Raw genomic sequence first — 26,752 nt, forward strand, 5'->3', positions numbered from 1 at the left:
TATTATGAGCTCAATAAATTCTTCCAAGTTACCTAAAATTTCACTTCTGCTAGCAGATGTAGATGGCACACTTGTAACAAAAGAGAAAATACTGACTGATCGCGCTCGTGTTGCTGTTCATAAGCTTCGGGATGCAAACATCCGTTTCGCTATTACCAGTGGTCGTCCGCCCTTAGGGATGAAGATGATCGTGGAGACCCTGAAGTTGACTGAGCCGAGTGCGGCATTTAATGGTGGTCTGTTTGTCTACCCTGACTTCTCCACGTTGGAGGAGAACGTTTTGTCCAGCACCATCACTCAAGATGTTATTAAGATGATCGCTGCTCATCATCTAGATGTTTGGATTTATCGCGGTAAGGATTGGTATGTACATGAACGGCACGGTTCTCACGTCGACCGTGAAGAGTGGACGGTTAAGTTCTCTCCAACAGTTGTTTCTAGCTTCGACAATTTATTGGATAGTGTGGTTAAGATTGTTGGTGTAAGTGATGATTTGGATGCTGTCGCTAAGTGCGAGGCAGATATCCAGCAGGCGTTTAGCCAGCGCGTTCACTGTCAGGCAAGAGCCAGTTCGAATGGCAGCGAACAGGTTTCCGCAGCTCGATCACAGCCTTACTACCTGGACGTGACGCATCCTCACGCTAATAAAGGAGCAGTGGTCGATCGCCTCTCACAACTACTGGGGATCCCTAGACAAGAAATCGCCACAATCGGTGATATGCCCAACGATGTACCCATGTTTGAACGCAGCGGATTGAGCATCGCTATGGGTAACGCAAGTGCAGAGGTGCAGAAGCAGGCCCAGTACGTCACAACATCCTATGAAGATGAAGGATTTGCCAATGCGGTTGAACAATTCATTCTGGGAAATAATGCCATAGATGTCCCAGGAAACCGTCTTCAATCGGCGGTTTAGCGTTGAAATGAACAAAGCGGTCTGCCCCTGTTGTTCTAGCCTACTGCTGCGTCACATTCGCCATCATCAGCTGCATTGGTTTTGTCGAAGCTGCTGGCAGGATATGTGATGAGAGAAAAAGAGAAAAAATCGTACCAAGCAATATTTTTAGGAGAAATACAATGGCTCAACTGACTCAACGTGTCAAAGAAATTCTCAGTTGGTATGGCAGCGACAATCCTGGAACGCTGACCAACCTAGCGCGGTTACTGAATCATGGCAAGCTAGCTGGTACTGGCAAGTTCGTAATTCTGCCGGTAGATCAAGGCTTTGAGCATGGTCCAGCTAGTAGTTTTGCGCCCAATCCACCAGCCTATGATCCTCGCTATCACTTTGAACTGGCGGTCGAAGCGGGATGTAACGCCTACGCCGCACCACTAGGATTTTTGGAAGCGGGAGCACGAGAATTTGCAGGCGAAATTCCCCTAATTCTAAAAGCCAACGATCACGATATATTGCTAGATGAGGCAGACCCAACACAAGCGCTTACTGGCAGCGTAGAAGATGCGCTGCGGCTGGGTTGCGTAGGTATCGGCTTCACCATTTATCCGGGTTCAGCTCATCGATTTGAAATGTACGAGCAGGTTCGAGCCTGTGCCGAAGAAGCAAAGCGACATGGATTGGTCGTGATGATCTGGTCCTATGCGCGGGGATCAGGGTTGAGTAAGGTGGGAGAGACGGCGATCGACGTCATTGGCTACGCAGCCCAGATTGCAGCTCAACTGGGGGCTCACATCATCAAGGTAAAATTGCCAAATGAGCACGTTGAGCAGGAGGCAGCTCGTAAGGTGTATGAGCGGGAGCAGGTTCCGATCGCGACATTAACCGAACGAGTCCATCATGTGGTGCAATGTGCCTTTAACGGACGGCGGATTGTCATTTTTTCAGGTGGACCGATCGACGCTGATGAAGCCTTCCTCAATGAAGTTCGGGCTATTCATGCCGGACATGGATTTGGCTCGATTGTCGGCCGCAATTCTTTCCAACGTTCCAAACCAGACGCATTGCGATTGCTGAACGCAATCATAGATATTTATAGTGAACAGAGTACATCCATTCGCACGCCTGTCCTAACGTAATCATTTTTCGGGCTGTTTTGATCGGTTTACGATTAATCAAAACAGCCTGGAAATTAGGCTGTCTGGTTTAAGAGATACAGCGCTTTTCAAACACTTAAAATCTGGTTGTTTTTGTGAGAGCCGCGCTCCGCGCGGTTCTCACAAAAACAACCGTGGCTGACTCAAGCGCAAAGCGCTGTATCTTAGATCAGTTTCAATGGCCCCCTGAGTGCCGCCGGGCGATTCCATCGGACAATATCAACCCGATCGCTTACCTGCTCAAATCGTTCGCTTAACCCCAGGAAAAGTGGTATGGATGGTCGATCAAGTAGCAAGTTCCCTGTCCACCGCTGTTTCATCAATTTCTGGCTGAATTATGCGACCCATTCAATCCTCTAAATCAACCGTGATTGCAGCGTCTCTCTTGTCCGCTGACTTCGGTCGGTTAGGAGAAGAAGTGCAAACCGTGGATGCAGCAGGTGCGGACTGGATTCACATTGATGTGATGGATGGTCGCTATGTGCCTAACATTACGATTGGGCCTTTAGTTGTAGAAGCAATTCGACCGAAGACGGCAAAGCCATTAAATGTTCATTTGATGATTGTTGAGCCAGAGCGGTACATTGTCGACTTTGCTCAAGCAGGTGCGGATCACATCTTAGTACAAGTCGGGGCCACTACTCATCTTCACCGTACCCTGTCGCAAATCAAGGAACTGGGTAAAAGAGCAGGTGTTGTGCTCAATCCTGGTAATCCTTTAGAGGCGGTCGAGTGGGTGCTCGATCTGTGTGATGTGGTGCTAATTATGACCGTCAATCCTGGTTTTGGTGGGCAACATTTTATTCCAACCATGCTGCCCAAGATCCGTTGCTTACGGCAGATGTGCGATGAACGGGAACTTGATCCGTGGATTGAAGTGGATGGAGGCGTGAAGCCAGATAATGCGTGGCAAGTGTTAGAGGCAGGAGCAAATGCGATCGTAGCCGGATCAGCAATTTTTGAGTCAAAAGATTATGCAACAACGATCGCGGCCCTACGTCACAGCAAACGGTCCGAACCAGCCATAACGGACGGATAAAGGGATGATAAATCTACAAGGAAAAGTTGCCTTAGTCACCGGTAGTAGCCAAGGAATTGGCCAGGCAATTGCGATGCGTCTGGCACAAGAAGGAGCCGATATTGTCATTGATTACCGCTCTCATAGGGACGGGGCAAACGAAACGCTGGCGAAGGTAGAGGCAGCAGGGCGTAAAGGGCATATTATCCAGACAGATTTGAGCTTGGTCAACAACGTTCGCCAGCTGGTAACTGAAGGAGTTCAGCGCTTTGGCAAGCTCGATATTCTGGTAAACAACGCTGGTATAGATGGGAGAAATGTTGACTTCTGGAACATTACCGAAGCAGACTACGATGCGGTACTCAACACTAACCTCAAAGGCACATTCTTCACCACGCAAGCCTTTGTGCAACATTTAGTTGAGACGAAACGAGCCGGTAAAATCATCAACATCAGTTCTGTCCACGAGGAGATGGCGTTTCCTCACTTCACACCTTACTGCGCCAGCAAAGGTGGAGTGAAGATGATGATGCGAAATCTAGCAGTAGAATTGGCACCCCTAGGAATCACAATCAACAACATTGCCCCTGGAGCAATCGAAACTTCTATCAACACCAAACTATTGAATGATCCAGTGAAACTCAATTCGCTTAAACAGAATATCCCCCTTGGGCGGTTGGGGACACCGGAAGATATTGCTCCAATGGTCGCGTTTCTCGCTTCCTCTGCCGCTGATTACATCACTGGGGCAACTTTCTTCGTCGATGGGGGGTTGATTCGGAATTATCATGAGCAGTAGGAATTGGTATGACGCAAGAAGAAGCAAGGTTGGCAGCCGATCGCGAACGCACCGCCTACTGGAAACGTTGGGGGCCGTATCTGAGTGAACGGCAGTGGGGCACCGTGCGCGAAGACTACAGCACCAACGGAACGGCCTGGGAATACTTTCCCCACGACCATGCGCGATCGCGGGCTTACCGTTGGGGAGAAGACGGGATTGCTGGCATTTCGGATACGCATCAGCGGCTATGCTTTGCGATCGCCTTGTGGAATGGTGAAGATCCAATTCTTAAAGAGCGATTGTTTGGGTTGACGGGGAATGAGGGCAATCATGGAGAGGATGTCAAAGAGTACTACTTTTACCTCGACAATACTCCTACGCACTCCTATATGAAGTATCTCTATAAATATCCACATCGTGCGTTTCCTTACACTCAGTTAGTGGAGGAGAATCGTCGTAGAAGTCGGCAAGATTTTGAATTTGAACTACTGGATACAGGAATATTTGAGAGTAACAACTATTTTGATGTATTTGTTGAATATGCCAAAGCATCATCTGAGGATATCCTAATCCAAATTAATGTTATCAACCGGGGAACTGAAATTAGAACGCTGCACTTACTACCGACTTTGTGGTTTCGCAACACCTGGGCTTGGGGTTTTGAGAAGGAAGAAAAACCTTGGTTGGCTGTGAGCCAAACAACCGATCATCTCAGCGTTATTGAGGCATTTCATCCCACGCTGGGAAGGCGATGGTTTTACTGTGAGGACATCCCCAATCTATTGTTTACGAACAATGAAACGAATTACGAACGTTTGTTTGAAGTAAGCAACGCTTCGTCTTATGTCAAAGATGGCATCAACGATTATGTGATTCACAACCATAAGGATGCGATTAATCCTAGCCAAACCGGAACAAAATTCTCGGCTCATTATCAGCTTGCCATCGCGCCTGGTGCAATGCAAACGGTACGGCTTCGATTGAGGGACTCTTACTCTGATCCCAGCAACAGCAGGACAGAGTTGTTCGGGCAGGAATTTGGGGCCACCTTTCGCAATCGTCAGCAAGAGGCAGATGAATTCTATCAGCGTATTAGCCCTTCTTCACAGTCTGAGGAGATGCAAAATATTCAGCGGCAGGCCTTTGCAGGAATGCTTTGGAACAAGCAGTTTTATCATTACGTGATACATGATTGGCTACATGGCGATCCAACAAATCCTGCACCGCCGGAACGTAAATATGGAAGGAATCATGAATGGACGCATCTTTATAACGATGATGTTCTCTCAATGCCCGACAAGTGGGAATACCCCTGGTTTGCTGCATGGGATTTAGCCTTTCATTGCATTCCTTTAACCCTGCTCGATCCGGAGTTTGCTAAACGTCAGTTAAGTGTCTTGACGCGGGAATGGTACATGCATCCCAATGGGCAACTGCCTGCCTATGAGTGGGCATTCAGTGATGTCAATCCACCGGTTCACGCCTGGGCGGCCCTGCAGATCTACGAAATTGAGCAGAAAATGTATGGTCGAAGCGATCGCCCTTTTCTAGAGCGAGTGTTTCAGAAATTACTGCTCAACTTCACCTGGTGGGTGAATCGCAAAGATATCGAAGGCAAAAACGTATTCCAGGGTGGATTTTTAGGGTTAGACAACATTGGAGTATTTGATCGCAGTGCATCGCTACCTGATGGTGGTTACATTAATCAGGCAGATGGAACAAGCTGGATGGGCATGTACTGCTTAAATATGTTGGAGATTGCCTTAGAACTGGCAAAAGAAGATTCTACCTATGAAGACGTTGCCAGCAAGTTCTTTGAACACTTTCTCTACATTGCCGATGCTATTGACGGAGTGGGTGAAGCCGAACTATCCCTCTGGGACGAAACAGATGGGTTCTATTATGATGCACTGCATTTGCCTGACGGACAGCACTTTTTGATGAAGGTGCGATCGGTTGTAGGGCTTGCTCCGCTATTTGCCGTTACAACTCTAGAACCGGAGACCCTGAATCAATTCCCTGGTTTCAGAAAACGAACCGCATGGTTTATGCAAAATCGTCCTGACTTGACCCGAAAAGCTATCTGCCTGGAGACAAGAGGGGGCCAATCGAGAAGCTTGCTGGCGATCGCAGGACAACATCAATTGCGACGAATTCTGCAAAAAATGCTGGATGAAGCTGAATTTCTTGCCCCTTATGGTATTCGATCGCTCTCCAAATTCCATGCCAGCAATCCCTACGTTCTCCAAATTCATGGCAACGAGTACCGAGTCGATTATGAACCTGCGGAATCGACAACAGGTGTTTTTGGAGGCAATTCTAACTGGCGTGGACCTGTTTGGTTTCCCATGAATTACCTGGTCATCGAGTCCTTGCAGAAGTACTATCACTATTTGGGGGATGAGTTCAAAGTAGAATGCCCAACTGGCTCTGGTCAAATGATGACGCTCTGGCAAGTCGCAGCTGAGCTATCCCAACGGCTGCTTCGGACATTCTTAAACGATGTCAACGGAGAACGCCCTATCTATGGCGGAACAGAAACCTTTCAAACCGATCCCCATTGGCATGATCTGGTTCTATTTTATGAATATTTTCATGGCGATAACGGTGCAGGCATTGGAGCGAGTCACCAAACGGGTTGGACTGGGCTAGTCGCAAAACTGATCCACCAATATGCAAAACATGGCGAGAATCCCACAGCGTAGAATAAAGTCGAGTTAGGGGTTACAAGAACTTCACTCTGGCAGAATTTCAATTTGATAACTGTAGCCCTGCTCTGCCAAAAATAACTGCCGATGCCGGGCAAACTCCTCTTCGCAGGTTCGCAGCGAAACGAGCGTATAGAACTGGGCGCTACGACCATCCGATTTGGGACGCAATACCCGACCGAGCCGCTGCGCCTCTTCCTGTCGCGAGCCGTACTTGCCCGACACTTGAATCAACACATCAGCATCGGGTAAATCGAGCGCAAAGTTGCCTACCCGCGAGAGGATCAAGCCCGAAATCTCACCCGATCGAAACTGTTCGTAGCGGCGATCGCGCTCAGCCTGCGATGTTTTTCCCGTGACAAGTGGTAGTCCGGTTTGGGCAGCGAGTTGATTGAGTTGATTGAGGTATTCGCCAATAATTAAGATGCGATGTCCGCTTTCCTTCTCCAAAAGCGATCGCACGACTTCTTCTTTACGAGGATTTTCCGCCGCAATGCGAAACTGATGACGTTTCTCGGCAACGGCATATTCCATCTGTCTTGCCATAGTTTGCGGCACGCGAATTTCGGTGCATTCAGCAGCAGCAATAAAGCCCTGTCCTTCGAGTTCGCGCCAGGGCACATCGTACCGTTTGGGGCCAATTAGGGCAAACACATCCCCTTCTTTGCCATCTTCGCGGATTAAAGTCGCTGTCAACCCCAGGCGACGGCGGGCTTGCAGTTCGGCCGTAATGCGAAAAACTGGGGCGGGCAGCAGATGCACTTCGTCGTAAATAATTAAGCCCCATGATCGGGCATTGAATAGCTGAAAGTGGGGAAACTCGCCATCTTTGCTGGAGCGATAGCTGAGAATTTGATAGGTCGCCAGTGTAATCGGAGCCGTTTGTTTTGACTCGCCGCTGTACTCCGCGATCGCTTCTGGCGGCAATGTCGTTTTATCTAGCAGTTCACGCTGCCACTGCCGCACCGAGGTCAGGCTGCTTGTTAGCACCAGGGTATTTTCCTGAACCTGCGCGATCGCCGCCAGTCCCACCATTGTTTTTCCAGCTCCGCAGGGCAACACAATGACGCCGCTGCCACCCTGTACCCGGCCGGCCTGATAAAAAGCTTCCGCCGCTTCCTTCTGGTAGTCGCGCAAAATAAATGGCATTCCCACTGTTGAAATCGTTCGCAGCTCCAAGTGCAGAGCATCACCGGTAACATAACCCGCCAGATCTTCCGCCGGATAGCCTGCCGCCAGCAATGCCTGTTTCAAAACACCGCGATCGCCTGCCTCTACTGCAAACACACAGTCTGCAAGACGATCGCCCAAATACTTCGCCACCTCATCACTGCGGCTAAGGAGTTCCGCTAAGGGCAAATCAGCAATTTTGAGCAACAGACGATCGCTGTCTCGCTCAATCACCGTCAGACCGTAGCGGCTGCCCAATGCCGTAATTTCTTGCGCCACGGCATCGGGCATGGGATATTTTGCGTAACCCCGCAGCGCCGCAATCATGTCGACAACAGGCATTCCGGCAGCGCGGGCATTCCAGATGCTCAGGGGCGAGATCTGGTAAGTGTGAATATGCTCTGGACTCTTGATCAATTCTGCAAACGGGGCGATCGCAGCACGGGCAGCATCGGCATGGGGCGAATGCACTTCCAGCAGGACGGAGCGATCGCTTTGAATAATGAGTGGATTTTCGGGAACGTAGGACATGATTCAACCCAACCCCGGCAAGCTATAGCCCATTTTCTTCAAACCGTTGCGAAACTTGGTTTCCGTCTCGGCCGGCACGACGAGGTAGCACGCCCCACCTGTACCGATGGCTTTGGGCTGGTCAGCGAGAAAACAGTAGGCTTTGGTGCGCGAATCGCTGGCAATTTGGGCAGCCAGGGCAGCATCGGCACAGCGAATCAAACGGGCAGCTCCCAGGTCTTGCAGGCTGGTGGTGCGGGTTTGCAGGTCGGCAAGAAACTGTGTGACGGGTTGTGGTAAGGGTTCTCCGCTGCTGGCCATGAGCCAGTCCTGTAATTCCTTCACGGTGCGTCCCTGGGCGATCGCATCCAGCAATTTTGCCTGATCTAGTTTCCACACCACATCGGACACGGACACGAGAAAACTATTGAGCAGTAGGCGATCGGCACGGGACAATTCGCTGACCGCAACGACCTCCAGATTTGGTAGAACGCGCAGAATTCGCTTGGGGGTGGGGGCGGCAGGCTGGTAACGATCGCTTAGCCCCAAAAGATACGCACCTAGCGGCGTGAGCCGAAAGTAAGCAAGCCCGTCATAGCGGCTGAAAGTGGCTTCGTGATAGTGGTCCATAGGCAAGATGAGAAAGCCCTCATCTGGGTGCAGATACGCAACATCAATCAAGCCTAAGGTGGCAACGTATTCAAATAGAAAGCACAGAATGTATCGTGCTTCCAGAAGCATCCAACTGTTGTAATAAAAGGAACCGTAATCTTCGAGCGATAAACTCTCCGGGTTGCGACTGACTTGGAAATCGTAGCCTGCGGCGACCATGTAGCGCAAAAAGGCAGAAAACTCTACCCAGCGATCGATCGCACAGTCTTTAAGGGCACTAACAATCACGTTCCGTCGTCCTGCGACGGCAGTAAGGCTACGCTTGGCCTTCCCGGTTTGACCTTTGATGCTGTCAATGCGGCGCAGTTCATCCAGAAACGTCGTTTTAAGCCACTGTTTCCATAGGGTTTGCAGCGTCTTCTCGGATGGTTCATTCAGTGCTTTTTGTCCGGCTTTGGTCAATGCCAACCGTTTTCCGTTCAGTTCAACTAGCTTTCCCGCCTGCAATAGCATCGTCCAGGCAAACGGCTTGATCGAGCCAATGTCATATTCGTAGTCCCAGCCCGCAGGCGATCGTTTTGCTGCCCAACCGCTATAGTAATCGCCGTCTTCCAGAACTTCGGCGATCATGTTCAGCGTTGCCCCTGTCGGAAAGAAGGTTTTGTCACTCACCGCAACTTTGCCCAGGTCCACCAGTCGCAGTACGGTCTGAACATCGCGTCGGGCAATCGCTTCAGTTTCTCGAACGGTAAGGGGAAATTCGACAGTGGTTTTGTACTGTTTCCGTTCGCGGTTGTCATATGTCATCAAGGTTCGGGGTAGGCTGGACGGCAGAGTTTCAAGGCTGTCCATTTGCGTCGGTTCTGGCGGTGGCACAAAGGCTTTAAGCTGCGCTTTGAGATCCTTCGGCATCGTGCCGCTATAGAAAAATAGCCCCAAAATGGTTGGGCGGAAGGAATAGTAGGAGGGGCGATCGTCCTGCTGCCACTTGGCTTCTGCGCCATATTTACTCACAAACCGCTGCTGCTGATAGCGATCGTTCCGGCTGTGAACCACTTCAGCGATCGTGGCTTGCTGGAGGCGATCGCACTGCTGCCACAGCCTTTGGAGCGCTTTGCCTTGCAGTCGTTGCGACACATAGCTTACGAGCTCAGCTTTGCGCGTGGGAATGGTACCACTGGGCAACAGCTGCGCCAGTACCTTCAACTGATCAACGGTACAGTTGTTGAGGGCTTCAAGTAAAGTAGGAATTTGTTCCGGTTGGCTATAGTAGGGCATTGCCTTGTCCCTGCGCTGCTTTTCATTAGAATACAGATTTTCATGAGAAAACGAAGAGGTTAAGCAGCAAACATAGCCTGACAATCTTCAAGATGTTAGCAGGAATAAACCTGAGCATCGTCACTCCCCTAAGACTGAAACTTGTTGGTTCTATCGCAATATCTCTAAGTGATACACTTTCTGTATAAATCACGTTCTCTTACAGCAGCACGGTCTACAGAGGTGTATCTTATGGGTCTTTCTCTGTCACATTCACGTCCAACTTAACTGATGGAGGATTCAGATATGGATAACAATCCCAGCATTCTCTCACACGTTTCGATTGGCACCAATGATTTTGAGCGATCGATCGCCTTCTATGATGCTGTGTTGCCAACGTTGGGCTGTAAGCGGTTGATGGAGCATCCGGGAGCGATCGCCTATGGCAAACAGTATCCCGAATTTTGGGTGGGAAATCCATTTGATAGGCAACCTGCAACAGTTGGGAATGGCACTCATATTGGCTTTATCGCGCCCACTAAAGAAGCCGTCCACGCCTTCTACGAGGCAGCATTAGCGGCAGGAGGCAAAGACGAAGGTGCCCCCGGTGGTAGATCTGAATACAGTGAGCCCTATTACGGCTGCTTTGTGCGCGATCCGGATGGACACAAGATAGAAGCCGCATTTTGGGATGAGCAACTTGAGCAGGAACTCAACCAGCGCAATGTTTGACCAGCGTATGAGCCGTCTTTAACTTGCAGGATAAGACTATGGAATTCCATTGAGGTCGCCTGATTGATCATGTTCTATCAGGCAGGACTGGCAGCGGCCGGTCGAGACAATGGTGCGTACCCGGTGAACTATTCGAGTAGGTTCTGACCTAATATGCACAGGCATCTGCCTTTAGAGAGATATTTAATGCGTATGAATTCGGTTGATAGCCTCAAAAATTAGGAGAACTTTCTCCGGAATTTCAGAACTAATGAGTGTAGTTCTAACGGCTCGTAACTCCAGGTTGAAGTGTATGATTCAAGGGATGCAAAGAGCTTCGCTTCGCTCATTTTGTTTGTTTTTTCTGACTGTTTTACTCACTGTTAGTTGTACAAGCATTAACTCCAATAACGGGGAAACAAACTCCAATAGCCAGACCCGTGCGCCAAGCGAAATCACAACATCCGACACCGATCGCAACAACGAGTTACGCGATCGCATTGAACAAATTTCTCAAATGGCTCAAGGGCGGGTTGGGGCAACAGCCACCGTGCTAGAAACTGGAGAGTCAGTATCTCTGAATGGAGATCAACAATTTCCAATGCAGAGCGTTTACAAGTTTCCGATCGCAATGGCGGTTCTGGCTCAAGTCGATCAAGGAAACCTGGAGCTAGACCAGACGATCCGAATTGAAGCCAGCGATATTGTTCAAGATAGCCAGATTCTGGAGGAGAATTCCCAAGGAAAGGAATTCCGTTTAGCCGAATTGTTGCAGTATATGGTTTCTGAAAGTGATAGTACGGCTTGTGATGCGCTATTACGGCTCATCGGTGGACCACAACAAGTCACGGCGTATTTAAGCAATCTTGGCATTAATGATATCGTTGTCGCGAACACAGAGAATGAGATTCAGTTTGGGCAAGATCCAACCTTGCAATATCGTAACTATGCAACGCCAGATGCAGCCGTTCATTTATTACGTGCTTTTCATGAAGGGCAAGGGCTTTCAGATTCTAGTCACGCCTCCCTGCAAGAATGGATGACAGAGACCTCGACTGGTCCAAACCGGATTAAGGGACTGTTGCCTGAGGGAACCGTTGTCGCGCACAAAACAGGAACTTCAGCGACGGTCGATGGAGTAACGGCTGCAACTAATGATGTGGGAATTGTGACGTTGCCGAATGGGCAGCATTTAGCGATCGCCGTCTTTGTTTCAGATTCTAGAGCAAGCGGTACAGTCCGTGAAGAAGTCATTGCAAAGGTGGCAAAGGCAGCTTGGGACGAATGGAGTCAATAAGCTTTCTTTAGCGTTTGCAAATTTTGCTCAGTTGCGGTCTGCTCATGCTGATTTACGACATTCAAAATCTGGTTAAGGTTTATCCAGGGCAATCTCAGCCTGTCAACGATCGCATTACCCTCCAAATTCATCAGGGTGAACTTTTCGGTATCTTAGGCGATAACGGGGCAGGTAAAAGCACGCTAGTACGCCAGATGGTTAATTTATTGCCGAGTAGTTCAGGGACGATCGCATTTCTGGGTAAATCGATTACGACCATTCCCAAAATTGTGCAAATGAACGTAGGCTACATGCCTCAGGAAAGCGGAGCCGTAAAAAATCTGACGATCGCAGAGAGTTTGTACTTTACTGCCCATTTACGCGGCATGAGTCGGCGAGAAGCTGGTGAGGAACGCGATCGGCTGCTGCACCAATGGAAGATGACCGAATGGCGCCATCAACCTGCGGCTCGGCTTTCCGGTGGACAATTGCGACTCCTAAGATTAGCGGTGGCAATGGCGGGTTCTCCTCCTGTCTTGATTCTGGATGAACCCACCAATGATCTAGATCCACAACGACGTAAATTAGTTTGGGATAACCTGCGGCAACTCAATCGCGAACAGGGAACCACGATTATTCTGATTACCCACGATGCGATCGAGGCAGAAAAAGCGATTCAGCGAGTCGGAATTTTACGCGCCGGAAAACTGGTCGCGATCGGCCGCCCAAGTGACTTGAAGCAACAGGTCGATCGAATGCTGCGTCTGGAGCTATTCTTTGAGCCTGATCGTCCTCCAATCTTGCCTCCAAACTTGGTGTGCGATCGCCATGCTCCGGGGCACTGGCGCATTTTTCTAGAATGGGATCAAGTTGAGCAAACGCTGAACGGTCTTGATCTCAAGCAGGTTGACGATTTTCGCCTCTATTCTGCCACTTTAGAAGACCTGTATTTGCACTATGCAACTCAACCGTAGACCTCTACCACTCTTGCTGCAACTGTTCGATCTGCTGTGTATGGAGTTGAGTAACTGGCGGTGGTCATGGCAGGTGATGGTATTAACGGCAACCATCAGTCCCGTGTTGAGCATTATTGCGTTAGGCAGTTTTGTCACTAGAAATGATGCTGAATCACTCCATGCCATTCTCGCAGGAAGTTTGGTGATGTCTCTCATGTTTGGCAATTTGGATAATGTGTCTTCCCGATTTGCCTATATGCGGTTCTCTGGGGCGTTGGACTATTACGCTACATTGCCGATTCGGCGATCGCTGCTCATGGTTGCCGTTGTTCTAGCATTCTTTGTGTTGTCACTACCATCTTTGCTGGTGACAATCGTTTTTGGTGCATGGTTTCTGCATTTGTCTTTGACCATTCACCCGTTGATTCTACTGATCATTCCGCTCTGTGTCTTGCCATTGGCTGGTGTGGGAGCCGCGATCGGGGCAAATTCCCCCAGCCCCGAGGTCGGCGGGGGATTAACGCTATTGGTAACTATGCTGGCCCTGTTTGTTGGACCCGTTTTATTGCCTGCCAGTCGTCTCCCAGAAATCGTTCAAACGATCGGATACTTTAGTCCGGCGACCTATGCGGCATCAGCGTTAAAACAAACGTTGTTAGAGCCTATGACACAGCGCGTCGTGATTGATCTGGTTGCGCTGATAGGATTTTCGGTTCTTACTTTCTGGCTAGTGTCTCGCAAGTTAAAGTGAATGATAAAGGTTAATTTTTCAAACATGATTTAAGAACTTGAGGAACCCCTGTTTTATTCCCGCGACGGAGAATCGCATCAATAGGATCAATCCCTGTTGCTTGAATCAAAGAATTGTTGGAATTGAATTCAATTGGCATACACTCTAATTCTGTAACAGGGCTTTAGGAGATTTCCAGATAAGAACTTCCCCATTATTTGGGAAAAAGGCGCGGCGAAGCCGCGCCTTTTTCCCAAATAATGGGGATATTGTTTCCCAGAAATCTCCTTAGCGATCGCCTCAGGGATTGATCGTAAACTTGAAGACGGTTCCCTGGTCGTGGTTGCCACCCATCAAAGTCGTGCCATAGAATGTGCCGTTCTCAACTTCGACCAAGCTGTTGGGCTGGCTACCGTTGTTTCCTCTAAAGTAGCCCAGTGGAGTCATTTTTCCCTGGGGGGTGAGACGAAAGACTATACCCGGATCAGGCGGTTCAGGACCGATCGCCGTGCCGTAAAAATTGCCGTCGCTGCCCTGAATCAGGCGATTAAATAGAAAATTGCGATCGAGGGTGGCGATCGTTGTTTTTTGTCCGTCGGGCGTTAAACGAAAGAAATTCCCGAACAGCGTCACCCCATAAAAGTTGCCGTCCTGTGCTTCCACTAAGCGGCTCGGATAGGCATCCCGGCTCAGGTTTTCGTTTAACCCTGCGAATCGGGCGAATGGCTCTAACGCCTGATCATTGTTCAATCGAAAGATAGTAGCCGCACCATCTGCCATGTATTCTGTGCCATAAAAATTACCGTGAGTAACATAGAATTTGCCGGATCGATCCTGAATGAGATCCAGTGCCCCTGGAAATCGATCGACATTGAAATGAATCAGGGTGGTCAGTTCTCCTGCAGGTGTCAGCCGAAAAACAGTGCCTTGCTGATGGTCGCCGCCCGTGTAGGTCGTGCTGTAGAAATTGCCGTCCTGTGCCTGCATCAGGGGACGTTGAGGACTGGAGCCATTTTTGTGATCGAACACGGCCAGCGTCGTCAATTCTCCCCCCGTGGTGACACGAAAGACTGTACCGAATCCCTGCCCATTTGCACCACCGCCCGATGTTGTGCCATATAGATTGCCATCGCGCCCCAGAATTAGCTCGGCTTCAGGGTTGTAACCTTGAGTTTCACCGTGGAGATGCACGATCGGCTGAATCTGTCCGTTAGGGGTGAGGCGAAAGATGACGCCAGGTCCAATTCGTCCACCTTCGGTGATGCCGTAAAAGTTGCCGTCTCTGGCTCGCACCAAGCCAAGGGGATTGCTGCCGTTGTCACCTTGAAAATGGACAATTGTCGTTACTGTTGCCGCTTCAGAATTCGAGGATGAATTCGATTCAGCAGACGGAGGAGATGGAATAACATTGCCAGGTTGACAGGCAGAAAGACTGATACACAGACCCAGCAGAATATAAAAATGACTTTGGAGTACAGAGCTTTTTTTCACAAACTAATATTACTGAGAGAACAACGTCGAGATATTCCCGCGAAATGGGGGTTCCGTACAAGTTGCTCCATCTTGACAAGAGAGATTCGCTTCAAAGGAACGATGATCTATCCATTTGAAGCTGCTTAAATCAACCGTTGCCGCTGTTTGCTCAAACATTTTGGATTCTCCCGTCTGTAAGTCGAGCGCGACAAACCAGGACACACCTTCCATAGATTCAACAAACAGGGCATACCGTTCATCACCCGTCCACTGCACCCAATTTAGCCCACCATATTTCGCAATATCAATTTTCCGAGCAGTTCCCGCCTGGCGATCGGCCAGAAACACCGACCAGCACAGTCCCGATTCAGCCGTCGCATCTTCACAGGCCTTCACAATATTAAATCTGCCCGATGGAGACACATCAGAAACAATCAGCCGTTGAGCATAGGTGATGTCACCATTACTCACATAGCTAACGGGAATCTCGGTCAGCAAAATCTTGTCTTGATATAACAGCCTGCCGTCTTCGGTGAATGCTAGCCCCTGCGCGGATTCGCCCTTTAAAATCTCGGCCCATTCCTGTACTCCTGCCATCTTTGGTAGCGCTGGGGAATCGGCGGGTGTGGGAGCGGAGGTATCAACGGTTTCAGGACTGGGTGAAGGGACTTGAGATTGTGGCTGGGATTTTGTGGCGGTGCATCCGGCGATCGCACTAGTCACCATCCAGCATCCAATCACACAGGCAATGAATTGTTTTTTGCTACAATTAAAGTTCATCTGATTTCGCTCAACAAGTTAGAGTAAGTCAATACGGCTATCGTGAATCCAGCAGTTGCCATCAGGATTGTGAAACCAGGATTCACCATTGTTATCCACCTGACGGCGATCGATTTCAATGAAGGAATTGCCCGAAAAACGAGTCGCCACTCTACCCCAGGGCGCAACGCGGCAGTTTGATTGCTCCTGCTCATTGCCTGCAATTTTTCCCATCCGGGGAAAGACATCGGCATCATCGGGCAAATTGTCGCGTTCGTGGTAAATATTATCTGAAGGAACTGGGTTAGAGTCGGGCGATCGTTGAGCTACAGTCGGCATCTGCACGGCGATCGCAACACCTAAAGCCGCGCTGCTCCAGAGAAATGTTTTAAGCAAGGAGCTGAATGTTTGCTGCATGATTTCAATCCATGTTACTCAAATTTACTCAGAAGATCAGTTGGGAAGCCTCAGCATATATGATTTCAAATTTGAAACTGAGGTTTCCGATTTAATAACAATTGCCCTTTCGAGTGCCTCAATCTGGGCTGTAGATTAGTCTTCTCCTAACCTTTGTCTTACAACCAAGATAAGCAAACTGCCCTACTACTTTGGGTTTTGTGCAAGAAATTACACAGGACTCCTCACCTTCAACGCTTAGATTTGATAGGAGCCTTGGAAACATCGGGAAAAGTTCAGGGGGCATTTGAAGTAAGAATTGTGTGGGCTTGAGGCGGTTTAGAAAGCATGAGAGAAGCCGAATTTAAGGTTGTTTTTGAAGAGCTGACACCAAAGCAACGTAAGGTCTTACAGCGGTTCTTGGCAGCCGAGACCGACGAAGCAATTGCCTCTGCTCTGTATTTAGAACCCTCGACCATTCGTCGTCATATCGCTAATATTTGTAAAGCCTTTGGATTAAATAATGCGGAGGGAGAACATTATTCCTACCGAGATGAATTAATTGAGTTGTTCGCGCACCATCGACCCGAACTCGTGAATCCAGAATTAGTTTACCGGGGGAAGTTGGCGAATTTAGAATTCCCCGGTAGTCCCCTCACTTTGAAGTCACCGTTTTATGTGGAACGCCCTCCCATTGAGGAACAATGCCTTCAGGAAATTTGCAAACCAGGCAGCTTAGTTCGGATTCGTGCTCCACAGTACATGGGTAAAACCTCTCTACTGCATCGAATTCTGGCGAGGGCTAGCGAGATGAATTACGCGACAGTGCGACTCAACCTGCGGCAAGCAGAGGCGGCAGTTGCGGCTGATTTAGACACCTTTTTGCGCTGGTTTTGTGTGAACCTCAGCCGCAAGCTAAATTTACCCGGACAACTCGATGAGTATTGGGATGGCGATCGCTTCGGCAGCCTGGTCAGTTGCACGACCTATTTCCAATCTTGCATATTAGAGCAATTGCATCAAAATTTAGTTTTGGGACTGGATGAGGTCGATTGGCTCTTTGAATTTCCCCCCGTTGCTCAAGGATTTTTTGCCCTGCTACGAAGCTGGCACGAGGAAGCCAATAACTTAGACATATGGCAACGCCTGCGCCTCGTTGTTGCACATTCAACTGAAGTTTATATCTCGCTCAACCTCAACCAGTCTCCCTTCAATGTGGGGTTGCCCATTCGACTACCCGAACTTTCGTTGATACAGGTACAGGGATTGGCAAAGCAGTATGGTTGGCACAGTTCAACTCAAGCTGTGCAATCGCTGGTTTCAATGGTTGGTGGTCATCCCTACCTGTTGCAGTTGGCATTCTATCATTTACAACAGGGGATGCCGTTGGAGCACTTGCTGCAAACGGCTCCAACTCAAGCGGGGATTTATCGGGACCATCTCCGTCGCCACTGGCAGATGTTGCAAGACCACCCAGAGCTACAAACGGCCCTTGATCTCGCCATGGTCGAGGAATCCCGGGGAATTTCTCTCGATCCCGTTCTCGCCTATAAGCTTGAAAGTTCGGGCTTGATCAAACTGGAGGGAAATCAAGCCAGGCTCAGCTGTGAACTCTATCGACAATACTTTAGCGATCGCTTATAACCTATTGAATCCTGTTCAAGTTCCTGCACAAACCACGCAGAAGGTTGAATGCGTCTCTAAGGTGAAAGTGCATACTTCATTCAGGTTTGATCACAATGGTCAGTTACGAGTATCAAGTAGGTGGAAGCCTGCGAGTGGATGCACCAAGCTATGTTGAACGGCAAGCTGACCATGAGCTGTACGATGCTTTGAAAGCAGGACAGTTTTGCTATGTGTTTAACTGTCGGCAAATGGGTAAATCGAGCCTGCGAGTGCGGGTCATGCACCGTTTGCGATCGCAGGGATTTTGCTGTATTGCGATCGACATGACCCGCATTGGCAGCGAACACCTGACGCCTCATCAGTGGTATGAACGGGTGATTTCAGAACTCTGGCGGGGAGCTAATTTATTAGGCAAAGTTAATCTCAAAGCCTGGTTAGATGAGCATCAAAATCTTAGCCCTGTACAATTGCTCGATCGCTTTATTGACCGTGTTTTACTGGTACAGCTAGTCGATCAACCCATTGTCATCTTCATTGATGAGATCGATACGGTTCTCAGCCTGGAGTTTTCAATTAACGACTTCTTCGCACTCATTCGCTCGTATTACAACCAGAGAGCTGACCAACCTATCTACGATCGCCTTACCTTTTGCTTATTGGGTGTAACAACACCTTCAGATTTGGTAAAAGACAAAACGAGAACGCCATTCAACATTGGCGAAGCGATCGCTCTTCATGGCTTTCAGTTTGAGGAAGCTCAAGCGTTAGTTCCCGGGTTAATGAATCATGTCAATGATCCATCGTCCGTCTTGAAAGAGATTCTAGGATGGACCGGAGGACAACCTTTTCTAACGCAAAAGATTTGTCGTTTGATTGTCACAAAACAAGACCAAAGATCTTTCAAGTTTTCAGCAACACAACTGATTCAAGAACACGTTGTACACAACTGGGAATCTCAGGATGAACCAGAACATCTGAGAACCATTCGCGATCGCCTTTTGCGAGATGAAACGCAAGCAGGGCGATTGCTTGGGCTTTACCAACAGGTGCTAGCCAGTACGGATGAGAGCCTTCCTTCACTGGTATCTCAAATTCCATCCGATGACTCACCAGAACAGGTGGAACTGCGGTTATCGGGATTGGTGATCAAAGAAAAAGGTTTACTTTGTGTCGCCAATCGTATTTACCGAAACACCTTTAACAGTCATTGGGTTGAAACAGAATTGGGGAAACTCCGCATTTATTACGACTCGCTGCGAGCCTGGTTTGCGTCTCACTGTCGGGATGAATCGCATTTACTGCGAGGACAAACCTTGCGAGAAGCAATGGCATGGTCAGCCGGTAAGCACTTGGGAAATCAGGATTATCAATTTTTAGCGGCCAGTCAGGAAGCAGAAAACCGCAAGATTCAGCTTGAGAAGTTAGAAACCCAAATTCAGCTTGAAACGGAACAGCAAGAAAAAAAAGCCATTGCGCGTGCGAGAGAAATTTTGGCATCGGCGCATCAAAAAGCTCAAAAACGGATCCGAATTGGGTCTCTCGTGCTCACCGCTTCTTTAATAGGGGCAGCGATCGCTGCGGCATTCACCAACACTGCATTCCAAAAACAACGAGCCGCCCAGATCGGCACGCAACTGGAGCGAGAAGGAGTCAGCATCTTACGCCAATTTGAAACCAATCAAGTGGGTTCTTTAGTCGCTGCCATGGAAGCAGGGCAAACACTAAGGACATTGGTTAAAGCAGATCAACCCGTTACTGATTATCCTGCAACTAGCCCAGTTTTGGCGCTCCAGACAATCCTGGACACCATTCATGAGCAGAATGTTCTACGACTGCCCGGAGGCTACCGGGTGGCACGTTTCAGCCCGGATGGAGAACTTTTCGTGACAGCTGCCGATCGCAATTCTCCTAAGTTATGGAATATGCGAGGAGAGCTGATTGCTCAACTGAACAATCATGGGGAGATTATGTATGCGCTGCAGTTTAGCCCGGATGGAAATTATCTGGCGACTAGCGGTTATGATGGCATCGTTATTCTGTGGAACCGCCAGGGTCAGCAGATTCGATCGTTTCAAGCCACAACCAACGAACCCATTTCAGATGTCCAGTTCAGCCCGGATGGAAACTATTTAGTAACGGCTGGTTTCCAAACGGCCACCATTTGGACAACAGAAGGAAAGCAAATTGCAAAACTAAAAGGGCATGAAGGTTCAGTACATCGCGTATTGTTCAGCCCGAGGGGCGATCGCCTTGTTTTAGCCGATGAACGCGGCAAACTTTATCTGTGGACGCTGGAGGGGCAGCGTTTAGCATCCATGCCTGGGCATGACGGTAGCATAACGACATTGCAGTGGAGCCCTGATGGTGAGCAATTGCTGTCGATTGGTGGATTTTCTAACTCGGTCAAGCTCTGGGCATCCAGTGGACAATTACTCAGGCAATTACGAACTGCTAAAAGCTTTATCACAGCGCAATTTACGCCAGATGGAAATCGCATCGCTACGGTGATCAATGATGGCACTGTCGATATCTGGAGTGTACAAGGTGAGATGATTCGTACACTCAACTCCTCATCCAACATGATAGATGTACACTTCGATGGCAATGGTCAAGTGGCGACCGCGGACATGAATGGCAGCATTCGCATTTGGAACTTAGATGGAGCCTTAATCACAGAGCTAAAAGGTCATCAGGGTAGCATTCTTGACCAATGGTTTAGCCCCAATGGCGATCGCCTGGTAACCCTTGGAGTGGATGGAACGGTTAGAGTCTGGAATTTACAAACGGCTCCACAACGTCGAATCCAACTAATTTCTGGTAGAACGAACCAGGCAGAGTTAAGCCCAGAGGGAGAACTTTTTGCAACGATCGATGATGATGCGATCGCTCGGTTATGGAATGTGGATGGAAGGTTAATTAAAGAGTTCAGAAGACCGCTGAACCCATTGCAAAAAACACCCTATGTTTCACAATCAATCGCAAGATTTAGCCGTGATGGACGTTTTTTAGTGACAGTTAGCACTAACAATAGCATTCAGATCTGGAATCGAGAGGGTGAATTAATTACAAACATCCAAGGGCTGTGGAGTCAGGTAATTGATCTGCATTTTAGTCCTGATGGGCAGCAATTCGTTACGCCAACCATCGATGGGCCTACCTATATTTGGAATTTTCAAGGGCAAAAGTTAGCAGAATTAAAGGGCGATCGCGATCACAATTTAATTTCACGAGCGCAGTTTAGCCCCAGTGGAGAATTTGTTGCGACTCTCTCACCAAACGGAGAATTACGTCTATGGACAGCCACAGGAACCCGCATTACCGGCTGGCAGGTTTCCTCTCAAAGTGCCCATGTCTTGCAATTTAGCCCCGACGGCCAATCCATTGCGACAGCGGGTGAAGATGGAAGCATTCGATTGTGGAATCTCAAAGGACAATTGCTTCAGGAATTCAAAGGGCATGCTTCAGTGACGCAATCGGTTCAATTCACCCCAAATGGTCAGTATCTAGTCACCGATGGCGTAGACGGAACCGCTAAAATTTGGTCTATTCAAGGGCAACTCGTCACGGAGTTGAGAGGGCATCAGGGACCCATTTATCAACTCAAGGTAAGTCCAGCAGGCGATCGCGTTGTAACCCTAACAGTGGATGGGATCCTTCGATTGTGGACGCTTCAGGGCCAGCTTCTGGGTGAGTTCAAAAATCCGCAGGGCATAGCTGGCTTTTGGTTTAGTGGGGAGGGTCAGCAGTTAACTGCCGTCCGACAGGATGGCACAATCAAGACGTGGAATGTTGATGACTTGGAGCCTCTTATGAAACAGGGATGTGATTGGCTCCAGAGTTACTTTGTCAGCCACCCAGACGCGCTTCAAAGGCTGTCAATTTGCCAAGCGACTACTCCTCTAAATAAATGAGCAATGTTGATCGGATTCCAGCTATGTTAACCTGAGTTCGGGTTAAGGGCGTTTTCGAGTGCCGCGCGTTGCGTGGCACTCGAAAACACTCATTTTGGCGTGCGCAAAGCGCACGCCAAAATGAGCACTTCAGCTTATCCTGAACTGAGGTTAATTAAGTTTCAACTCAAACAGAGCCTCGACTGCTGAGCGGTAAGCGGCCAGTTATAGCCTCTGCTATTGCAAGCATTCTGGCTTCTTGTACCATTTGCTGGTTTTGAAATCAGTCAGTATCGACTCTAAGGGTTCTCGTTTTATCCGTAGCGATAGAGGGTCTGCTGAGCTGCGATCTGCGCGCCATCCCTCCGTACGGTGGTAGCGATAGATTGGGCACGAGCAGCCACATCGGATTGAAGAGCTAGTTTGAGGGCACTCGTTAATGAATCGAGAGTTGGTGTGCCAGGCGCATGCGCGGTTCCGATGCCGAGGTGGTGAATTCGTTGGGCCCAGTAGTGCTGATCGTACATCTGCGGAATAACGACTTGGGGAACGCCAGCAAGCGCAGCGGCAGTTGTAGTTCCCGCGCCACCATGATGGACAACGGCAGCAACCCGTTTGAACAGGGCCTGTTGATTGACCTCATCGATGATCAAGCAATCGGGTTCATCATCCACCAGCCATAGGTCAGCCCACCCACGAGAAATGATCGCACGGTACCCAACTGATCGAGCGGACATGACCATCACCTGGCTGATGTTTTCCGGTGCACGGACGCTGCCAAAGCCGAAGTACACAGGGGGTTCGCCAGCGTCGAGGAACACCTCCAGTTCGGGGGACAGAGGACACTCATCCGGCAGAATCCAAGCACCCGTCTGAAACACCGACTGATCTGCAGAGTTAGGCCAGGGTGCCAACGTTGGGTCGGCTGCCAACCAGGGGCGATCGGTCAAGATGTGGCTGCGCACGTCACTGACCGGGACGAGACCGAGGGATGCCCGATGCGAGTTGAGCAGGGTACCCCACATGTCATTCCAACGCTGGGCATCCTGCACCCAACGTTCGTGGTAATCGACATCTGCAGGCGTCAGTGTGTCTCCTAACATGCCCAGTACGGGTGGCGCATGATATGGCGATGGTAGAACAGCCGGGCAGTAGGCGGCAAAGACATACGGGATGCCCATCTTCTCGGCCACCGAGGGAGCAGCGATCTGGAGGGCTGTTGCTCCTACAATGAGGTCGCAGCCTTGGGCTACCACTGCAATCGTTTCAAATTGTGTGGCAACTGTGCCTTCCATCATCTGACGCCGCTGTTCGGGAGTGGGTAGAACTGCCGTTGGGTTGACTTTCCCGGTTGATCGCAGTTGAGGCCCGATAGACGTGACGGGTATTCCTAGCCCCTCAATCCAGTTGCAGGAGTCGGGCGGCACGCACAGATGAACCTCCTGGTCGAGGGCTCTTAATGCCAGCGCGAGCGATACCAGTGGTTGAACATCGCCTCGCGTTCCGATGGTCGATAACAAGACGCGCATCAGAATCTCCTTTGGTACGAGTTGGCTGGTTGGCGAATTGCAAGCATGACCCACACTGGAGCTTTGCCGCAAGTTCCTTTGTTGCAGCCCAAGATCGTTTTGAAATCGCTAAAGCACATAACCCCTGAATCTAGCTGTACAGCAGCCTGTGTGAAGCCGTGAACACGGAAGAGCCTTGGGTTGTTGCATCAGTTGCAACGATTCGTTAGAAAACCGGCGGGGCGGGTGTGCTCTCCCCACTTCCACTCTCAGGAGCAGGCAACGGTGCGCACAATCCTAAGAGTGTGCCATCTGGGGCACGGACGTAGGCAACCTCCTGCCCCCAAGGCAGCACGTAAGGCTCAGCGAGCACCTTCGCTCCTGCCGCAACAGCGCGCGTGAACGCACCGCGCACATCATCTGTCGTGAAAGCCACCTCAATGTTTGAGACGCGCGTCCCCAAGTTTGGTCGTTCATACCCGACTGGCATCAAGCGCTCGCCCGTCACGTGTGCCGCTACTGCCAACGTGCTCGCTCCGCACCCCGTCAACTCCCCAAACTGATAGTCAGGGTCGTAGAAGCGACGCGTCAGCCCAAGCGCACGCTCGTAAAACTCAAGGGCGGCTGGCACAGCGCCATCATCCACATAGACCACTATGCTCGTTAATTCCATCTGACCTCCTCGTGAGTAGCAGGTTATCCCTCCTGTACAACCAGCTAACAACCAAGCTCACCTGTCACAGGAAGAGAGCAAGGCACGAGCAGATTGTAGGGAGTTGTGCAGCATCTTGTTCTGCCTCATGTTAATCCTTTACGGCAATTTTCAAGTGACTCAGATCTAGTCAATTTTGTGAGAGCCACGCTCAGCGCAGCTCTCACAAAATTGACTGTGGTTTACTCAAGCGGGAAACGCTGTAATTGAGCCATCGTTAAATGTTGCCCCGTTTGAGGAGGTTTTGCATCAAAATGCCAAACCACAGTTCAATTTGGTTGGGCCAGGAACAATGCTTCGGTATGAAATGGAAAACAATGCAAAGGATTGGGGTACTCAAAAACGCCCTTCTGATTGCTATGGAATTGAGAATACCGCGTGGTGGTTGATGATTGCAATTGGCAATTGTATTGGCATTACGGCCGCTTCAGTAAAGTGAAGCGATCGCCCCCTCGCCCGTCAGATACAACCTGAACAAGAATACCATTGCCGACGCGATCGCCTGTTGGCAGAAATTGCACCTGACCATTCGCTCCCGTAGCGGTAAAACCAGCCTTTTGCAACACCTTCTGTAACCCATCGCGAGTTGTATTTTCTTGCAAACCAGCAATGACAGCCTGGGCTGCATCATAACTCATAGCCGTGCGCCAGTTGACTCTACCTGCCCAGCGCTGTTGAGCCTTAGTGGCGAAAGGTTCTGAAGGAAACCAGGGAACGGATAGGATGAGCCCTGAAACATGGGAACCGCCCTCTTGTAAGGTTTGCATGGTGTAGAGAGTGGGGCTTCCAAACAGCGGTAATCGGGTTGAATTGTTTTGCATGAGGGCGATCGCACGATTAATCCGATCAATATGGGGGGCAAAGACAATACCTTGGGCTCGACTACGAATAATGTCACGCATAACCATTTGAGGATTAAACGTAGGACTTGCAAAATCGCAAGCGACAGAGACAATCTTTCCTCCTAAACCGGAAAGCGCTGGCACAAACTCCTCATAGAACGATACATTATCTGGAGCTTGAGAATCGTAGCAAATCGCTATAGTTTGCAACCCCTTTTGTTTAACCATGTGTTCTGCTAGAGGAGTTGCGATCGCCCCAATATTAGGAACGGTCCGGAAGATATAATCACCAAAACCCGATAACGAGTTGGCAAAACTAGTCGGAGAAACCATCACCAATCCTTCTTTTTCATAAATCGGGGCAGCCGCTAGAGAAGCATCGGTTGCATTATGCCCAATCACCGCTAAAATTCTCCGATTGTTTGTGAACGCTTCGGCAATTTGTTCGGCAATTTGCGCGTCGTTATCATCATTTGCAATTTGGACTTGCAGCCCTACTCCCTTGATACCACCCTGGCTGTTAATTTCATCCTGAGCTTGGGCAACTCCCCGCAGTATTTCCTGAGCCACATTAGGGTTGCTGCCGATGGGTACGCTTACCGCGATCTGAAGGGTAGGGCGATCGCCCACTTTGGCGTTATTCAAATAGATTAGCGTTTCCGGGTCATTAGGGCGCTGCTCTAGAGCGATTTGAAAGTGCTTAGCAGCAGTGGCATAGTCTTTTCTAGCAAAGGCTTCAACCCCCTTCTGTTGATCAGATGTATTTCCAGATGTCAGGAGCAAACGTTCACCAAAGCTCATGCGGCTCATGACCCGAGAGGGTCTAGAGGCGATCGCTTCAAGGAAGGACCTGGGGAATGTTCCTTCCCACGACTGCAACCACGGCACCAATCGAGGCACAGCAATAAAGAGTATGAAACCGAGCACGATGAAAACGATGGGCGGAGGAGTCCGCCGCTTAGAATGAGTTGCCATTCCATTGCTCCTATCATTCAGATGTTGAGTCGATTTGTTGCAACCGCTGGTTAATCTCGTCGTCCAGGGTGAGTTTTTCCAGGTCGGAGTTAAGTTTTTCCGTTGGGCTTTCCGAAAGTTCAGCTAAAGCATTGGTTCTCAAATAACGCCGTTGAATAGAGGATTGAGCGGCTTCAAATTGCGATCGAGCTGATGTCACTTCAAGGCTGTTGTTAATCTGTGTAATGGTTTTCAGCGCTTCGTTTACCTCTGACAAATCCTTGAGATTTTGCATCTCAAGTTTGTAAGTTTCCAGGCGTTGCTGTTCTCGTTGCAAGCGTTCACGATGAGTTGTCAGGATTTGCTCTGCTTGCGAAACCTGTTCCCCCAGGATGGGTAAGAGCCGTTCAATTAAAATAGCCTTTCCCATTGCTAGACGAGCCGCTTCGACGTTGTTTTGGCGCTGTGCCAGGAGCGCCTGTTGTTGGATACCCTCCAATTCCTTCTGTTTGGCGTTATATTTCTGCTGTGCCCGTTGATAACTGGCAGTCATCTTTGCCACCGATTCGGTGAGTTGCTGCACAGCCTCCTGCATGGAATAGAGAGATTCCTGGGCTGCTTCTACGGCAATTTTGCCGCCGGACTCGATCGGAATTCCCCACAACCAATTCCACAAAGCAATCAGCGTTTGGGCAGCGCGATCGCCCAGCAACCAATAAACAACACCTCGTCCTGTCTTGTCACCCAGAAGCCAGTAAAATAATTGCTTCATATCGTCAATTAGATCCTTTTGTCATGACTGGTCTGTCGT

The 26,752-nt window shown here is 49.5% G+C and carries 21 protein-coding genes; 11 read left to right on the top strand and 10 right to left on the bottom strand.

All coding sequences use genetic code 11. The features are described 5' to 3' along the window. Positions 1–4: 4 nt before the first annotated feature. Both NDI52_RS22670 and NDI52_RS22675 read left to right on the top strand, forming a co-directional pair. Positions 5–916: a Cof-type HAD-IIB family hydrolase gene (locus NDI52_RS22670; RefSeq protein WP_190775655.1), complete on the top strand. Its 912-nt coding sequence runs from the start codon at positions 5–7 to the stop codon at positions 914–916. A 170-nt stretch (positions 917–1,086) separates the two neighbouring features. After that, positions 1,087–2,034, top strand: coding sequence for a class I fructose-bisphosphate aldolase (locus NDI52_RS22675; RefSeq protein ID WP_190775669.1), 948 nt, complete (start codon positions 1,087–1,089; stop codon positions 2,032–2,034). Between the two features lie 182 nt (positions 2,035–2,216). On the opposite strand, the gene NDI52_RS22680 is transcribed toward NDI52_RS22675, so the two are convergent. Next, positions 2,217–2,372, bottom strand: coding sequence for a hypothetical protein (locus tag NDI52_RS22680; RefSeq protein ID WP_206758214.1), 156 nt, complete (start codon positions 2,370–2,372; stop codon positions 2,217–2,219). Positions 2,373–2,389: 17 nt separating this feature from the next. On the opposite strand from NDI52_RS22680, the gene rpe reads away from it, so the two are divergent. The 3 genes from rpe to NDI52_RS22695 are packed head-to-tail and all read left to right on the top strand — an operon-like array spanning position 2,390 to position 6,556. Continuing rightward, positions 2,390–3,091, top strand: coding sequence for a ribulose-phosphate 3-epimerase (rpe, locus tag NDI52_RS22685; protein WP_190775654.1), 702 nt, complete (start codon positions 2,390–2,392; stop codon positions 3,089–3,091). Between the two features lie 7 nt (positions 3,092–3,098). After that, complete coding sequence (locus tag NDI52_RS22690; RefSeq protein WP_190775668.1) at positions 3,099–3,869, top strand: glucose 1-dehydrogenase; 771 nt, start codon at positions 3,099–3,101, stop codon at positions 3,867–3,869. Positions 3,870–3,877: 8 nt separating this feature from the next. Beyond that, positions 3,878–6,556 (top strand): glucosidase, encoded by a 2,679-nt coding sequence (locus tag NDI52_RS22695; protein ID WP_190775653.1) that lies wholly within the window; start codon positions 3,878–3,880, stop codon positions 6,554–6,556. A gap of 30 nt (positions 6,557–6,586) precedes the next feature. On the opposite strand, the gene NDI52_RS22700 is transcribed toward NDI52_RS22695, so the two are convergent. Then, entirely contained in the window at positions 6,587–8,260 is a 1,674-nt protein-coding gene (locus NDI52_RS22700; RefSeq protein WP_190775652.1) for a DNA repair helicase XPB, read from the bottom strand. A gap of 3 nt (positions 8,261–8,263) precedes the next feature. Next, on the bottom strand, positions 8,264–10,129 hold the full coding sequence (locus NDI52_RS22705; protein ID WP_190775651.1) for a helicase-associated domain-containing protein: 1,866 nt from the start codon (positions 10,127–10,129) through the stop codon (positions 8,264–8,266). Positions 10,130–10,414: 285 nt separating this feature from the next. On the opposite strand from NDI52_RS22705, the gene NDI52_RS22710 reads away from it, so the two are divergent. The 4 genes from NDI52_RS22710 to NDI52_RS22725 all read left to right on the top strand — a co-directional run bounded on the left by NDI52_RS22710 (position 10,415) and on the right by NDI52_RS22725 (position 13,802). Continuing rightward, positions 10,415–10,840, top strand: coding sequence for a VOC family protein (locus NDI52_RS22710; protein WP_190775650.1), 426 nt, complete (start codon positions 10,415–10,417; stop codon positions 10,838–10,840). 292 nt (positions 10,841–11,132) lie between these two features. After that, positions 11,133–12,116, top strand: a complete 984-nt coding sequence (gene bla, locus NDI52_RS22715) for a class A beta-lactamase (RefSeq protein ID WP_190775667.1) — start codon at positions 11,133–11,135, stop codon at positions 12,114–12,116. 44 nt (positions 12,117–12,160) lie between these two features. After that, positions 12,161–13,069, top strand: coding sequence for an ABC transporter ATP-binding protein (locus tag NDI52_RS22720; protein ID WP_190775649.1), 909 nt, complete (start codon positions 12,161–12,163; stop codon positions 13,067–13,069). Next, on the top strand, positions 13,053–13,802 hold the full coding sequence (locus NDI52_RS22725; RefSeq protein WP_190775648.1) for an ABC transporter permease: 750 nt from the start codon (positions 13,053–13,055) through the stop codon (positions 13,800–13,802). Before NDI52_RS22720 ends, NDI52_RS22725 begins: the two co-directional genes overlap by 17 nt. A gap of 279 nt (positions 13,803–14,081) precedes the next feature. Here the strand turns inward: NDI52_RS22725 and NDI52_RS22730 are convergent, their stop codons facing one another. From NDI52_RS22730 to NDI52_RS22740, 3 genes are read right to left on the bottom strand one after another with little or no spacing between them, the layout of a single operon-like run. Continuing rightward, positions 14,082–15,272: a choice-of-anchor tandem repeat GloVer-containing protein gene (locus tag NDI52_RS22730; RefSeq protein ID WP_190775647.1), complete on the bottom strand. Its 1,191-nt coding sequence runs from the start codon at positions 15,270–15,272 to the stop codon at positions 14,082–14,084. 9 nt (positions 15,273–15,281) lie between these two features. Continuing rightward, positions 15,282–16,034, bottom strand: coding sequence for a hypothetical protein (locus NDI52_RS22735; protein ID WP_190775646.1), 753 nt, complete (start codon positions 16,032–16,034; stop codon positions 15,282–15,284). An 18-nt stretch (positions 16,035–16,052) separates the two neighbouring features. Next, a complete protein-coding gene (locus NDI52_RS22740) occupies positions 16,053–16,430 on the bottom strand; it encodes a hypothetical protein (protein ID WP_190775645.1) in 378 nt (125 codons plus the stop codon). Between the two features lie 327 nt (positions 16,431–16,757). Here NDI52_RS22740 and NDI52_RS22745 point away from each other — a divergent pair, with 327 nt between their 5' ends. Continuing rightward, positions 16,758–18,053, top strand: a complete 1,296-nt coding sequence (locus NDI52_RS22745; protein ID WP_190775644.1) for an AAA-like domain-containing protein — start codon at positions 16,758–16,760, stop codon at positions 18,051–18,053. Positions 18,054–18,148: 95 nt separating this feature from the next. Then, entirely contained in the window at positions 18,149–21,946 is a 3,798-nt protein-coding gene (locus NDI52_RS22750; protein ID WP_190775643.1) for an AAA-like domain-containing protein, read from the top strand. Between the two features lie 293 nt (positions 21,947–22,239). Here the strand turns inward: NDI52_RS22750 and NDI52_RS22755 are convergent, their stop codons facing one another. The 4 genes from NDI52_RS22755 to NDI52_RS22770 form a co-directional block, all read right to left on the bottom strand. After that, positions 22,240–23,454: a glycosyltransferase gene (locus NDI52_RS22755; protein WP_190775642.1), complete on the bottom strand. Its 1,215-nt coding sequence runs from the start codon at positions 23,452–23,454 to the stop codon at positions 22,240–22,242. A gap of 205 nt (positions 23,455–23,659) precedes the next feature. Next, a complete protein-coding gene (locus NDI52_RS22760; protein WP_190775641.1) occupies positions 23,660–24,106 on the bottom strand; it encodes a VOC family protein in 447 nt (148 codons plus the stop codon). 455 nt (positions 24,107–24,561) lie between these two features. Next, positions 24,562–25,962 (bottom strand): ABC transporter substrate-binding protein, encoded by a 1,401-nt coding sequence (locus tag NDI52_RS22765; RefSeq protein WP_190775640.1) that lies wholly within the window; start codon positions 25,960–25,962, stop codon positions 24,562–24,564. Positions 25,963–25,975: 13 nt separating this feature from the next. After that, complete coding sequence (locus NDI52_RS22770; protein ID WP_190775639.1) at positions 25,976–26,713, bottom strand: PspA/IM30 family protein; 738 nt, start codon at positions 26,711–26,713, stop codon at positions 25,976–25,978. Positions 26,714–26,752 lie beyond the last annotated feature (39 nt).

It is taken from the genome of Leptolyngbya sp. PL-A3, from assembly GCF_039962325.1.
Taxonomy (GTDB): Bacteria; Cyanobacteriota; Cyanobacteriia; order Elainellales; family Elainellaceae; genus Vacuolonema.

Excerpts from the sequence above, each read along its gene's own strand:
- NDI52_RS22745 (WP_190775644.1), top strand. The coding sequence starts at position 16,758 with ATGAGAGAAGCCGAATTTAAGGTTGTTTTTGAAGAGCTGACACCAAAG.
- bla (WP_190775667.1), top strand. The coding sequence starts at position 11,133 with ATGATTCAAGGGATGCAAAGAGCTTCGCTTCGCTCATTTTGTTTGTTT.
- NDI52_RS22700 (WP_190775652.1), bottom strand. The coding sequence starts at position 8,260 with ATGTCCTACGTTCCCGAAAATCCACTCATTATTCAAAGCGATCGCTCC.
- NDI52_RS22750 (WP_190775643.1), top strand. The coding sequence starts at position 18,149 with ATGGTCAGTTACGAGTATCAAGTAGGTGGAAGCCTGCGAGTGGATGCA.
- NDI52_RS22680 (WP_206758214.1), bottom strand. The coding sequence starts at position 2,372 with ATGAAACAGCGGTGGACAGGGAACTTGCTACTTGATCGACCATCCATA.
- NDI52_RS22670 (WP_190775655.1), top strand. The coding sequence starts at position 5 with ATGAGCTCAATAAATTCTTCCAAGTTACCTAAAATTTCACTTCTGCTA.
- NDI52_RS22755 (WP_190775642.1), bottom strand. The coding sequence starts at position 23,454 with ATGCGCGTCTTGTTATCGACCATCGGAACGCGAGGCGATGTTCAACCA.
- NDI52_RS22710 (WP_190775650.1), top strand. The coding sequence starts at position 10,415 with ATGGATAACAATCCCAGCATTCTCTCACACGTTTCGATTGGCACCAAT.
- NDI52_RS22695 (WP_190775653.1), top strand. The coding sequence starts at position 3,878 with ATGACGCAAGAAGAAGCAAGGTTGGCAGCCGATCGCGAACGCACCGCC.
- NDI52_RS22740 (WP_190775645.1), bottom strand. The coding sequence starts at position 16,430 with ATGCAGCAAACATTCAGCTCCTTGCTTAAAACATTTCTCTGGAGCAGC.
- NDI52_RS22765 (WP_190775640.1), bottom strand. The coding sequence starts at position 25,962 with ATGGCAACTCATTCTAAGCGGCGGACTCCTCCGCCCATCGTTTTCATC.
- NDI52_RS22720 (WP_190775649.1), top strand. The coding sequence starts at position 12,161 with ATGCTGATTTACGACATTCAAAATCTGGTTAAGGTTTATCCAGGGCAA.
- NDI52_RS22770 (WP_190775639.1), bottom strand. The coding sequence starts at position 26,713 with ATGAAGCAATTATTTTACTGGCTTCTGGGTGACAAGACAGGACGAGGT.
- NDI52_RS22735 (WP_190775646.1), bottom strand. The coding sequence starts at position 16,034 with ATGAACTTTAATTGTAGCAAAAAACAATTCATTGCCTGTGTGATTGGA.
- NDI52_RS22725 (WP_190775648.1), top strand. The coding sequence starts at position 13,053 with ATGCAACTCAACCGTAGACCTCTACCACTCTTGCTGCAACTGTTCGAT.
- NDI52_RS22760 (WP_190775641.1), bottom strand. The coding sequence starts at position 24,106 with ATGGAATTAACGAGCATAGTGGTCTATGTGGATGATGGCGCTGTGCCA.
- NDI52_RS22705 (WP_190775651.1), bottom strand. The coding sequence starts at position 10,129 with ATGCCCTACTATAGCCAACCGGAACAAATTCCTACTTTACTTGAAGCC.
- rpe (WP_190775654.1), top strand. The coding sequence starts at position 2,390 with ATGCGACCCATTCAATCCTCTAAATCAACCGTGATTGCAGCGTCTCTC.